Raw genomic sequence first — 12,254 nt, forward strand, 5'->3', positions numbered from 1 at the left:
CGTTCCCCCCTTTACGCTCATGGCAAGCTGAGGTCCGAGGCCGGCGCGTCCGCGCGGGAGCCCCGACCGAAGAGGAAATCGCTCGACAGCAAGGCAATTCCGCCTGAGTCGTCCGGCGCCTGCCGGAACCGGGGGATGGAGCTCGACGTCGAGGAGGTGCTTTCATGGGGGAGTCCGCCCGCGTGACGGACGTGGTCGGAGTCGGGTTCGGGCCCGCCAACCTGGCGTTGGCGGTGGCGTTGCAGGAACTGGGGGTGAACCCGCCGGGCGGCGAGGGCCTCACGGTGGAGTTCCTGGAGGCGCAACCGCGATTCGGCTGGCACAGCGGCATGCTGATCGACGACGCGACGATGCAGGTGTCGTTCCTCAAAGACCTGGTCACGCCGCGGAACCCGACGAGTCCGTACTCGTTCGTGGCGTACCTGCACAAGGTGGGGCGGTTGTCCCGGTTCATCGACAGCAAGTCGTTGCACCCGCTGCGGATCGAGTTCCACGGTTACCTGGAGTGGGTGGCCGGGCACTTCGCCGACCGGGTGGAGTACGGCAGTCGGGTGACGGCGATCCGGCCGGTGCGGGGAGCCGGTGGCGTGGAGTTGCTCGACGTGGTCGCGGAAACCGCCGATGGTGCGGAAGTCGTCCGGCGGACCCGCAGCGTCGTGCTGGCGTGCGGACTCCGGCCTAACATGCCCGAAGGGCTCGTGCAGTCCGACCGGATCTGGCACACGTCCGCACTCGTGCCGCAGGTCCGGCGGATCGCCGATACGGCGCCGAAGTCCTTCGTCGTGCTGGGAGCGGGCCAGAGCTCGGCCGAAGCCGCTCACTACCTGCACCGCAAGTTCACCCGATCGTCCGTCTCCGTGGTCCATTCCCGCTACGGCTACAGCGCTTCCGACGACAGCCCGTTCGTGAACGCGATCTTCGGCGCGGAAGCCGTCGACGAGTTCTTCAGCGCTTCGCCGGAGGTGAAGCGCATGATGCTGGACTACCACGCCAACACCAACTACTCCGTCGTGGACCAGGACCTGATCCAGCGCCTGCACGGTGACGCCTACCGCGAATCGCTCCTGGGCGACGACCGGCTGAGCTTCCACCACGTCTCCCGCGTCCGCGACGTGACACCCGGCGACCACGGTGTGCGCGTGGAGGTGGAGTCCCTCTCCGACGGGCACCGCACCGTCATCATGGCCGACGTCCTGGTGTGCGCCACCGGCTACCGGCCCGCCGACCCGGCCGACCTGCTCGGCGACCTGCTGCCGCTGTGCGAGCACGACGACCGGGGCCGTCTGCTGCTCGACCGCGACCGCAGGCTGGTCACCTGCGAGCCCTTCGCGCACGGCGTCTACGCGCAGGGCTACGGCGAGCACACGCACGGCATCGCGGAAACCCTGTTGTCCCTGACCGCGCAACGTGCCGGGGAACTGGCCGAGGCGCTGGCCAAGGAACTCGTCACTTGAGGAGGTCCGCGTGTTCGTGCCCCGCATCTACCAGGTGGACGAGGAGCGGTGGCCGATAGCGGTCGTCGACCGCTACCCGCTCGCCGTGCTGACCACCAACGGAGTGGACGTGCCGCACGCCACGCACGTGCCGGTCATCCGGCCGGCACGCGGGGAGCGGTTGGTGGGCGAGGAGTTGATCGCCCACATGAACCGGGTCAACCCGCACTGGCTCGCGTTGTCCGACGACGCCGCCGCGAAGCTGGTCTTCTTCGGCCCGCAGGGCTACGTGACGCCGTCCGTGTACCACGTGGACCCGGCCGTGCCGACGTGGAACTTCGTCGCCGTGCACCTGACCGGGACGCTGCGGGTGTCCGAAGAGGCGTCGGACGTGCTCTCGGCCGTCACGGCCACCGCACGGACGTTGGAGCACCGCTTCGGTGTGGGGTTCGACGTGGACCGGGCCGCCGACCACCACGCCCGCATCGCCTCGGGAGTGGGCGCGATCCGGTTCCGCGTCACGAAGGTCGAGGCGATGTTCAAGCTGAGCCAGGAGAAGGACCCGGAGGTCCGCGACCGGGTCGCGGAGTGGTTCGACCGCAGCGACACCGGCACGCACGCCGACCTGGCCGCGATGATGCGGATGTTCTCCGGGACCGCGGACCTACCGCCTCACCGCACCGGGGGATAGCCGGGGAGTGGGAACTCCGCGCACAGGTCGGCGACCCGTGCGCGGACCTCCTCCCGCACACCCCCGTCCAGCACGTACCCGCGCGGCCCGGTCGGGTGCACCGCGCGCAGCACGACGTCGACCAACTCCGCGCAGCGCACCGCCTCGGGCCCGGCCATGCCGCGCGCCGCGGCCGCGTTGGAGCCCAACCGCATCCCGGCCCCGACCAGCGGCGGCGTGGCGTCGCCGGGCACGCGGTTCTTGTTCACCACGATGCCGCACTCCTCCAACGCGGACTCCGCCACCAGCCCTGTCACACCCGCGTCGCGCAGGTCCACCAGCACCGTGTGGTTCTCCGTGCCACCGGACACGATCGTGTGGCCGCGCGCGGCCAGCTCGTCGGCCAACGCGCCCGCGAACCGCACGATCCGCCGCGCCGTGTCCGTGAAGGAGGGCGTCGCCGCCACGGCGAACGTCCGCGCCTTCGCCGCGATCACGTTCATCGCCGGCGCGCCCTGGTAGAACGGGAAGATCGTGCGTTGCAGGAACTGCGCCAAGGTGCCCGCGCCGCGCGGCGCGGGGGAGTCGTGGTCGCGTCCGGACAGGATCACGCCGCCGCGCGGACCGTAGAGCTGCTTGTGCGTGCACGCCGTGGTCACGTGCGCGTGATCCACCGGGCTGGGGTGCAGGCCGGTCACGACGAGCCCCGCGATGTGCGAGATGTCCGCCAGCAGGTACGCGCCCACGTCGTCGGCGATCCGCCGGAACCGCGCGAAGTCCACGACCCTGCTGTACGCCGTCGCCCCGCACACGATGACCTTCGGCCGGTGTCGCCGGGCCAGCTCCGCCACCTGGTCGTAGTCGATGCGGCCAGAGCGGTCCAGGCCGTAGCCGAACGCCGCGTAGTACTGGCCCGCGTACGCGGCCGGGCTGCCGTGCGTGAGGTGCCCGCCGTCGCTGAGGTTCATGCCCAGCAGCACATCGCCGGCCCGCATCAACGCCGCCAGCACGGCGTAGTTCGCGGTTGTCGCCGAATGCGACTGCACGTTGGCGTACTGCGCTCCGAACAGCCGCAGCGCGCGCTCGATGGCCAGCCGCTCGATGTCGTCCACGACCTCGCACCCGGCGTGGTACCGGCGACCGGGGTAGCCCTCCGCCGTCACGTTCACCGCCGCCGACGCCTGCGCCGCCAGCACGGACGGGTCCACGACGCTGCTCGACGCCACCAGGGACAGCGTCGTCCCCTGCCGGTGCACCTCGCGTGCCAGCACGTCGTGCAGCTCCGGGTCTTCTTCGCGCAACGCCTCGACACCGTCCCGGGCCAGGGTGGCGAGCGGGTCGTCGGTGTGGACGTCAGGGGCCGTCACGGCCGTCTCCAACACGGTTTCCGCCTTTCACGCGGGTGAACGACTCGGAGGACGTGCTCAGCGGCCCAGCTCGCGCGCCAGCGCGGCGACCGTCGGGCACTCGAACAGGATCCAGACGTCGATCTCCACGCCCAGCACGGCGTTCACCCGGTTCGCGAGGCCCACCGCCGTGAGCGAGTGCCCGCCCAGGGCGAAGAAGTCGTCCTCCACGCCCACCGCCGGCAGGCCGAGGGTTTCGGCGAACAAGGCGCACAGCGTGGTTTCCGTCGCCGTCGTCGGCTGCCCGGTCGGCTGGGTGGTCGACCGCGAGGTCGGTGGCGAGGTCGAGTGGGTGGTCGCTTCCACGGCGTCGGCCCGCTCGGCGAGCGCCCGCCGGTCGAGCTTGCCGCTGGGCCCCAAGGGCAGCGCCGTGGTCGGCACCACCACCGCCGGGACCATGTGGGCGGGCAGCACGTCGCCCAGCGCGGTGCGGACGTCGCCCGGGTCGCCGACCACGAACGCCACCAGCTGCCGTCCGCCCGGCGAGTCGCGAGGCACGACCGCTGCCGCGTCCACACCGGGCAGCGCCCGCAGCGCGGCCTCGATCTCGCCAGGCTCCACCCGGAACCCGCGGATCTTCACCTGGTCGTCGACCCGGCCCAGGTACTCGACCTCGCCATCGGGCCGCCGCCGCGCCAGGTCGCCGGTGAGGTACATGCGCGCGCCCCTGCCGGCGAAGGGGTCCGGCACGAACCGGTCGGCGGTCAGGCCGGCCCGACCGTGGTAGCCGTAGGCCACCTGCACGCCGCCGATGCACAGCTCACCGACCGCGCCCACCGGCAACGGCCGCAGCCGCGCGTCCACCACGTGCAGGTCCGTGCCCGCGATCTCCCGACCGATCGGCACCGCGCCCGCACGACCCGGCGGGCACGCCCAGTGCGACACCTCGATGGAGGCCTCCGTCGGCCCGTACAGGTTGTGCAGCTCGCACGACAGCACTTCGTGGAACCTGGCCGCGGACGCCGGGGACAGCGCCTCACCGCTGCACAGCACCCGGCGCAGGGTGCGGCAGTGGGAGGCCAGGTCGGGCTCCTGGAGGAACACGTCCAGCATGGACGGCACGAAGTGCACGACGGTGGCGCCCCGGTCGCGGATCAGCCGCTTGACGTAGCGCGGGTCGCGGTGCCCGCCGGGCTCCGCCAGCACGAGCCGAGCGCCCGCCGTCAACGGCCAGAACAGCTCCCAGGCCGAGACGTCGAAGGTGAACGGGGTCTTCTGCACGACCCGGTCCTCTTCGGACAGCGGCATCGCGCGCTGTCGCCAGCGGATCGTGTTCAGCACGCCCGCGTGGCGGTTCACCACGCCCTTGGGCTCGCCCGTCGACCCGGACGTGTAGATCATGTAGATCGGCGACCCCGGCTCCGGCGCGCGCACGTCGCCGCGTGCCGAACCCGTCGTCAGCCCGTCCAAGGTCGCGGCCGGGACGTCCAGCGCGGCCAACGCGCCCACGTCCTCGGGGCGGCAGAGCACGAGGTCCAGGCCCGCGTCGTCGACGACGTACCGCACCCGCCGCGAGGGTGACCCCGGGTCGATCGGCACGTACGCCAGGCCGGCCTTCGCCACGCCCAGCAGCGCCACCACCATGTCCGGCGAGCGCGTCATGTGCACGCCGACGAACGGCCGCGCGGTGCGCGCGGACAGCGCCGCGGCCACCTCACCCGCCCGGCGGTCCACCGCGGCGTACGTCAGCCGCTCGTCCCCCAGTTCCACGGCGATCGCGTCCGGTGTGCGGGCGACCTGCGCCTCGATCGCGGCGATCACCGTGCCGGGCTCGAACGGCAAGTCGTTGGTGCGCCACGTGTCCGGCCGCTCCTCGGTCCGGAACGCGATGTCGGCCACGTCCGTCGTCGGGTCGTCGGCCAGCGCGGCCAGGACTTCGTCGAACCGGGTGAGCATCACGTCCGCCAGCTCGGGCGGGAGCAGGTCGGCCGCCGGGTGCGCGGACAGCGACCAACCGTCGTCCGTGCGGGTGATTTCCAGGCGGGACACGGGTTCCGCGCTCACCGCGCGTGGGCTCGCCAGCAGGGCCGGGAAATCCCGGTGCGACTCGAAGTCGTAGACGACTGGCACGCCACCGCTCGTTCCCACGGCCACCCGGTCCTGCGCGGTGTGCCGGTGCAGCAGCACGGCGTACGCGGCCAGCACCACTCCGGTTTCCGTCGACGCGGTGTCGGGAACACCGGCCACCAGCTTGTCCACCACGGCCGACGCCACGACGAGCGCGGTCACCGGACACCCCAAGCGCTGCGCACACGTTCCCCCAGGATCTCGGCGCGACAAGGCGTTCCACTGTCTGTGAGCCAACGGCATGGACACCCCTGTCTTCCCTAGCATAGTGTCGATTCCGTGATCCGGGCACAACGTTCGGTCACCGAAGTGCTCGGTCATCCGATCGGCGGAGCGGGGGTGGCGGGTGGCTGCGGACGCGGACCGCGTGCCGCTTTCGGCGGGCCAGCGGGCGTTGTGGTTGTTCCAGCACATGTCGCCGCGCAGCAGTGCGTACAACGTGCCGATCGCGTTCCGGCTCTCGGGACCGCTGAGGGTGGACCTGGTGCGCGCGGCGCTCGACCTCGTCGTGCTCCGGCACGAGTCGTTGCGCACGGCCTTCCGCGCGGGCGAGGACGGTGTGCCGCACCAGGAAGTGCTGCCGCCCGAAGGGGTTCACGTGCCGCTGCACGACGTGGCGGACCGGGACGCGGCGGTGAAGCTCGTGGAGGACCTGGCCCGCACGCCGTTCGACCTCGCCGACGGGCGCCCGATCCGCGCCGCCGTGGTGCGCGTCGCCGAGAACGATCACCTGCTCGTGGTGGTGCTGCACCACATCGTCGGTGACGGGTGGTCATTGCGCGTGCTCGTCGAGGAGCTGTCAACCGCCTATCGGGCGCTGTGGCGGGGCGAGGAACCCGCGTTGCCGCGCTTGGAGGTGCAGTACGCCGATTACGCGCTGTGGCAACGCGACTTGCTCACGCCATCCGAAATGGACGACCGGTTGGCCTACTGGGAACGCGCCCTCGTGGACGTGCCCGCGGTGGACCTCACCGGTGGCCGCGTGCGGTCACGCCGTCCGACGTACGCCGCCGCACGGCTGTTGGTGGACGTGCCCGCCGACGTGGCGCGGACCGTGCGGGCCCACGCCGCCGCCACCGGCACGTCGTTGTTCCCCCAGTTGGCAACCGCGTTCGCGTTGGCGCTGCGGCAGCGCACGGGCGGCACGGACGTGGCGTTCGGCACCATGCTGGCGGGCCGCGTGGAGCCCGAGCTGGAGCCGTTGATCGGCTACTTCGTCAACCTCGCGGTGCTGCGCTGCGACCTGTCCGACGACCCGCCCACGGCCGAGGTGTCCCGCCGCCTCGGCGCGGCGATGCTCGCGGCCCTCGACCACGAGGTCCCGTTCACGGCCGTAGTGGCACGCCTGGCCCCGCCGCGCGCGGCCGGACGCAACCCGATCGTCCAGGTCACCATGCAGCTGCGCACCGGGGGCAGCGCGCCCGCCGTGCCCGACCTGCCCGGGGTCACGGCCGTCGAACTCGACGTCTACCAGGGGCAGCACGCGTTCGACCTGACGCTGACGTTCCTGGACACGCCGGACCGGCTGACGATCAGCGTGGAGCACTCCACCGAGCTCTTCGACCGGGACTGGGCGGCCGGCCTCGCCGAGCAGCTCGTCCGCACCCTGCACGCACTGCCCGAGGGGACCGCAGATGGCCGAACGCGCTGATCCAGTCCACCCCGTGCTCTGGACGTCCGGACCCGGGCGACACGCCACCACGACCGTCCCGCCCGCCCGAACGGGTGTGGGGGACTTCGTGGCGGCCGTGTGCGCGCTCGTGCGGCGGTACGGGGCACGGCCCACGGCGTTGCTCGTGCGCGACGGGGGCGCGGCCACCTGGTCGTCCGCCACGGTGGGCGAGGAGCCCACGCTCGGCGGGTTGCGGGCGTCGGCGGTGGTCACGGGCGTGGCGGGGCCGGTCGTGGAGGTCGCGTTCGACGAGGCCGTGACGTTCCGCTTCGAACCCCTGGGGCAGGAGTGGGCGATCACCGTGTCGTCGACCGCGGCGCCGGACGACGACACGGCGCTGGACCGGATCGCGGCACACGTGACGGCGTTCGTGACCGCCCCGGACGAACGGCTCGTGGACGACGTGGACCACCGCGCCGAAGCCGAGCGGGAGCTGTTCGCCGCCGTGAACCGGACCGCGGCGCCGGTGGGCGAGCCGCCGCTGCTGCACCGCCGGGTGGAACAGGTCGTGGACGCCTCGCCGGAGCGGGTCGCGGTCGTGCACGGTGACATCACGCTCACCTACGCGCGCCTCGACGGCCTGGCCAACGCCCTCGCCGCGCGGATCGCCGACGCCGGGGTCGGTCCGGGCGGGCGGGTCGGTGTCGCCGCCGCGCGCGGTGCGGGGCTCGTGGTGGCCGCGTACGCCGCGATGAAGGCCGGGGCCGCCTACGTGCCGCTGGACCCGCTGATGCCCAGGGCCCGGCAGGAGGCGTTGCACCGGATCGGCAAGGTCGACCTGGTGCTGGTGGAGGCGGGTCTCGACGTGCCGTTGGCCGAGTCGGCACCCGTGATCGCCCTGGAGCCGGTCGAGCGGATGCCGACCGCGCCCCGCCCGGCACCGGCCCCGGTGGACGCCCGCGACCTCGCGTACGTGATCTTCACGTCCGGTTCGACCGGCGAGCCCAAGGGCGCGCTGCTGGACCACGTGGGCCGCGTCAGCATGATCGGAGACCTGAGCCGGCGCGTCGGTCTCACGCCCGACGACCGGATCCTCGCCGTGTCGTCGCCCAGCTTCGACATGACCGTGCTGGACATCTTCGCCGCGCTCATGGCGGGCGCGGCGATCGTGCTGCCCGACCGGGGCCGGGAGAACGACGTCGAGCACTGGGTCGACCTGGTGGAGCACGGCGGCGTCACGGTGTGGCACTCCGTGCCGTCCGCGCTGACGCTGTTCCTCAACGTCTGGGGCAAGACGGGGCGCGCGGGCGGCCTGCGGGTGTTCCTGCTCGGCGGTGACTGGATCCCGCTGGGCCAGCCGGACGCGGTGCGGCGGGCGTTCCCCGGCGCGCACTTCGTGAGCCTGGGCGGCGCGACGGAGGTGTCCGTCGACAGCACGTACTACTCCGTGGGCGCGGTCGACCCGGCGTGGAGGTCCATCCCGTACGGGCGGCCGATGGGCAACCAGAACGCCTACGTCCTCGACTCGCTCGGCCGCCCGACTGGCGTGGACCAGGTGGGGGAGCTGCACCTGGGCGGCCTGGGCGTCGGCTGGGGCTACCAGGACCGGGCCGCGCTCACCGCGGAGAAGTTCGTGCCGGACCCGTTCGCCGGACCGCCCGGCGCGCGCATGTACCGGACCGGCGACCTGGCGAGGCTGCGCGGTGACGGCGAACTGGAGCTGATCGGGCGGGTCGACCAGCAGGTGAAGGTCGGGGGCGTGCGGATCGAACTGGGCGAGGTGCAGGCGTGCCTGCGGGAGCACCCCGGCGTCGGCGAGGTCGTCGTCGTGGCCGTGCGGGACGCGGCTGGCCACGCCCAGTCGCTCGCCGCCTACCTCGTGCCCGCCGGCCCCGCCGATGACCTCGTCGCCGACGTCCGGCGGCACCTGCTGGACCGGTTGCCCGCGTCGATGGTGCCCGCGCGGATCACCGTCGTGGACGAGTTGCCGGTCAACGCCAACGGCAAGATCGCGCGCGGCGACCTGGAGCGCCGGGCGGCGGCGGTGGACGACGTGGACGACGTGGACGCCGAGCTGGTGGCCGCCGTCGCCCAGATCTGGGGTGAAGTCCTGGGTCTGCCGGAGGCGCCGTCGGCCGACGAGTCGTTCCTCGCGCTCGGCGGCGGCTCACTCGCGGCGATCCAGGTCGCCGGTCGCCTCAACCGCCGGTTCGCCACCGACGTGAAGGTCTCGGACCTCGTGGACGCGGACACGGTCGCGCGGGTGGCCCTGATCGTCACCAGCCGCCGGGGCCGCGCCACCCGCCCGTCCTTGACCAGGCGGCGCAACCCGACGACGTGAGCCGGCCCTCAGCCGGTGAGCAGCGCGGCCACCGCGTCGCGGTCGACCTTGCCGCTGGGGGTGCGGGGGAGTTCGGGGACCGTCGTGATCGACTGCGGCAGGAACGCGTCGGGCAGGACGGTGGTCAGGTGGCCGCGCACGCGGTCCGGGTCGATCGGCGGGGCGCCGGGCTCCGTGGTCACGGCCGCGTGCACGGACTTCGAGCCCTCGACGTCCCACACCACGCAGATCGCGTTGCCGATCCCCGGCACCTCCAGCAGTTGCGCCTCGATCTCCAGCAGGTTCACCCGGTAGCCGCGGATCTTCACCTCCTGGTCGCGCCGCCCCAGGAAGTGCACGACGCCGTCCACGAACCGCACCAGGTCACCCGTGCGGAACGCCTTCCGGTTGCCCTGTGGTGTCGGCTCGACGTCCACGTACCGGGCCGCCGTCAGCTCCGGCTGGTTCAGGTAGCCCTCCGAGAGCGGGTCACCGGTGACCAGCAGTTCGCCGACGTCCGGCTCGGCCGGGTCGACCACGTCCAGCAGCACCTCGCAGCCGGGCAGCGGCGTGCCGATCGGGGGCAGCGACGGCCACGTGCGCGGTGGGCCTTCGAGCGTGTGCGCGGTGACCATGGCGGATTCGCTCTGCCCGTAGTGGTTGTTGAACCGGCAGCCGGGCAGGCGCTCGAACAGCCGTCGGATGTCCGGCGTGCACACGACCTGCTCGCCCGCCGTGTTCACCTCCGCCAGCCGCACGTCCGCCAGGTCCTCGTCGGACGCGGCCACGGCCAGCATCTGCAACGCCACGTACGGCAGGAACAGGCGCTCCACCGCGTTGTCCCGCAACCAGTCCAGCAGCTCGAACGGGTCCTGCCGCAACCGTTCCGGCACGACGACGAGGGTGCCGCCGCCGCACAGCGTGCCCAGCACCTCCTGGAACGACACGTCGAAGTTCAGCGGCGCGAACTGGGCCGTGCGCAGGTCGCGCCGCACGGAGTGGGTGCGCTGCCACTCGACCATGGTGTCCAGGCAGCGGTGCGGGACCGCCACGCCCTTCGGCCACCCCGTCGAGCCCGACGTGTAGATCACGTACGTCGGCAGGGCGTCGTCGTGCGGCACCGGTTCACCGGACCCGGCCGTCACCGGGATCTCCCACTGCGGCACGGTCGGCTCGAACGCGGGCGGCGGACCGTCGTGCAGCAGCAGTTTCGCCCCGCTGTCGGACAGCATGTGCGACAGGCGGCGCGCGGGGTAGTTGCTGTCCAGCGGCAGGTACGTCGCGCCGGCCCACAACACGCCGATCATCGCCGTCACCACCGGCACGCCGCGCGGACCGGCCACGGCCACCCCGTCACCGGGGGCGATCCCGGCTTCGCGCAGCAGCGCGGCGATTCCCCGCGCGCGGTCCAGCAGTCCGCCGTACGTCACCGCGCCGTCCTCGTCCACCACGGCCTCCCGGCCGGCGTGGTCGGTGGCCTGCCGGTGGAACGAGTCGAGCAGGCACGGTGCGTCGATCGCACCTCCCCACAGCGAGGTCATGCCGGGCTCCTTCGCTTCTAGAGCAGGTCGAGCAGGTCCGGGTCGTCCAGGAAGTCCTCGGAGCCGATGATGCCGACGACCATGGCGAAGTAGCGGGCGGTCAGCTCGGGTGACGTGCCCACGGTGCGCAACAGCTCCACGCGGGACGGGCCCAGTTCCAACCGGGCCAGGTCGAGCGTGCCGCGGTAGGTGTCGCCGGTGGCCTCGTCCCGCCGCGCGGCGAACCTGGCCGTGGCCGCGTCCACCGCCACCGGGTCCGCCGGGTCCACCGCTGCCAGCTCGTCGGCGATCAGGTCCGCCTGGAGGAACGCGTTGGTGATGCCGGCGGCGGTCATGGTGTCCAGGTGGTGCCCGGCGTCGCCGACCAACGCCCAGCCGTGGCCGTGCGCGCGCCGGTAGAAGTTGCGCTGGTCCCCGGTGCCGCGGATCCGGTCGACGAGTTCCCCGTCCACCACCATCTCGTGCAGGTCGGGCGCGTTCTTCCGCACGGACGCCAGGTGTGCGGCCAGCGGGTCGCGCCGGATGTCGCCGAACTCCCGTTGCGGGGAGTACGTGGAGATGATCGTGAGGCCGTCGTTCGTGGGGATGCGGGCGATCCAGCTCCCCGGCCGCTCGTGGAACCCGAAACCGGTGCGCAGCCCGCTCCACGTCGTGTAGTAGACGCAACTGGCCAGCGGGTCGCTGACCTCGACCGGCGCGCCCACCAGGTCGGCGACCCGCGACCGCATGCCGTCCGCGCCGACGACCAGCCGCGCGGGCACCTCCCGCTCGCCCGCCCCACCGGCCACGCGCACGCCCGTGACCCGGTCACCGTCACGCAGCAGACCGCGCACGGACGTCCGGTCGGCCACCTCCACGCCCGCGTCCACCGCCGCGCGCACCAACAGCGCGTCCAGCAGGTGTCGCCGCGGCGCGTAGGCGGCATCCGCCCCCGGCAGCGTCGGCGCGGGCGACTCCAGGCGGGCTTCACCCACGTCGTAGCTGATCGTGTTCAACGGCGGGCAGCCCGACGCCACCACGGCGTCCAGCACGCCCCACTTCGACAGCAGCGCCACGCCCGGTTGACGGATGAACAGCGTCGACATGGTGTCCGTGCCGAGCGCCGCCCGGTCCACCAGCAGCACCCGTCGACCCTGCCGGGCCAGCAGCAGCGCGGTCGACGCGCCCGCGCACCGCGCGCCCACCACGACGACGTCGAACACGGG

At 72.8% G+C, this 12,254-nt stretch carries 8 protein-coding genes; 4 read left to right on the plus strand and 4 right to left on the minus strand.

Annotation, left to right across the window (positions count from 1 at the left end; genetic code table 11):
* Nucleotides 1-164: 164 nt before the first annotated feature.
* Both ACRAKI_RS16585 and ACRAKI_RS16590 read left to right on the plus strand, forming a co-directional pair.
* On the plus strand, nucleotides 165-1,454 hold the full coding sequence (locus ACRAKI_RS16585) for a lysine N(6)-hydroxylase/L-ornithine N(5)-oxygenase family protein (protein WP_447007990.1): 1,290 nt from the start codon (nucleotides 165-167) through the stop codon (nucleotides 1,452-1,454).
* A 10-nt stretch (nucleotides 1,455-1,464) separates the two neighbouring features.
* Nucleotides 1,465-2,124 carry an FMN-binding negative transcriptional regulator gene (locus ACRAKI_RS16590; RefSeq protein WP_447007991.1) on the plus strand — a complete coding sequence of 220 codons (660 nt, stop codon included), beginning with the start codon at nucleotides 1,465-1,467 and terminating at the stop codon, nucleotides 2,122-2,124.
* On the opposite strand, the gene ACRAKI_RS16595 is transcribed toward ACRAKI_RS16590, so the two are convergent.
* The gene (locus ACRAKI_RS16595) at nucleotides 2,106-3,470 is read right to left on the minus strand and encodes a serine hydroxymethyltransferase (protein ID WP_447007992.1); all 1,365 of its coding nucleotides are present in this window, start codon (nucleotides 3,468-3,470) and stop codon (nucleotides 2,106-2,108) included. The genes ACRAKI_RS16590 and ACRAKI_RS16595 overlap by 19 nt on opposite strands.
* Nucleotides 3,471-3,527: 57 nt before the next feature.
* Nucleotides 3,528-5,738, minus strand: coding sequence for an amino acid adenylation domain-containing protein (locus ACRAKI_RS16600; RefSeq protein ID WP_447007993.1), 2,211 nt, complete (start codon nucleotides 5,736-5,738; stop codon nucleotides 3,528-3,530).
* A gap of 184 nt (nucleotides 5,739-5,922) precedes the next feature.
* Here ACRAKI_RS16600 and ACRAKI_RS16605 point away from each other — a divergent pair, with 184 nt between their 5' ends.
* Together ACRAKI_RS16605 and ACRAKI_RS16610 are read left to right on the plus strand one after the other, a co-directional pair.
* Complete coding sequence (locus ACRAKI_RS16605; RefSeq protein ID WP_447007994.1) at nucleotides 5,923-7,227, plus strand: condensation domain-containing protein; 1,305 nt, start codon at nucleotides 5,923-5,925, stop codon at nucleotides 7,225-7,227.
* Nucleotides 7,228-7,240: 13 nt separating this feature from the next.
* A complete protein-coding gene (locus ACRAKI_RS16610; protein WP_447007995.1) occupies nucleotides 7,241-9,529 on the plus strand; it encodes a non-ribosomal peptide synthetase in 2,289 nt (762 codons plus the stop codon).
* An 8-nt stretch (nucleotides 9,530-9,537) separates the two neighbouring features.
* On the opposite strand, the gene ACRAKI_RS16615 is transcribed toward ACRAKI_RS16610, so the two are convergent.
* Both ACRAKI_RS16615 and ACRAKI_RS16620 read right to left on the minus strand, forming a co-directional pair.
* Complete coding sequence (locus tag ACRAKI_RS16615) at nucleotides 9,538-11,049, minus strand: AMP-binding protein (RefSeq protein ID WP_447007996.1); 1,512 nt, start codon at nucleotides 11,047-11,049, stop codon at nucleotides 9,538-9,540.
* A gap of 17 nt (nucleotides 11,050-11,066) precedes the next feature.
* Nucleotides 11,067-12,251 carry an NAD(P)/FAD-dependent oxidoreductase gene (locus ACRAKI_RS16620; protein WP_447007997.1) on the minus strand — a complete coding sequence of 395 codons (1,185 nt, stop codon included), beginning with the start codon at nucleotides 12,249-12,251 and terminating at the stop codon, nucleotides 11,067-11,069.
* Nucleotides 12,252-12,254: the final 3 nt, after the last annotated feature.

The sequence above is a fragment of the Saccharothrix isguenensis genome (genome assembly GCF_052936305.1).

Excerpts from the sequence above, each read along its gene's own strand:
- ACRAKI_RS16585 (WP_447007990.1), top strand. The coding sequence starts at position 165 with ATGGGGGAGTCCGCCCGCGTGACGGACGTGGTCGGAGTCGGGTTCGGG.
- ACRAKI_RS16615 (WP_447007996.1), bottom strand. The coding sequence starts at position 11,049 with ATGACCTCGCTGTGGGGAGGTGCGATCGACGCACCGTGCCTGCTCGAC.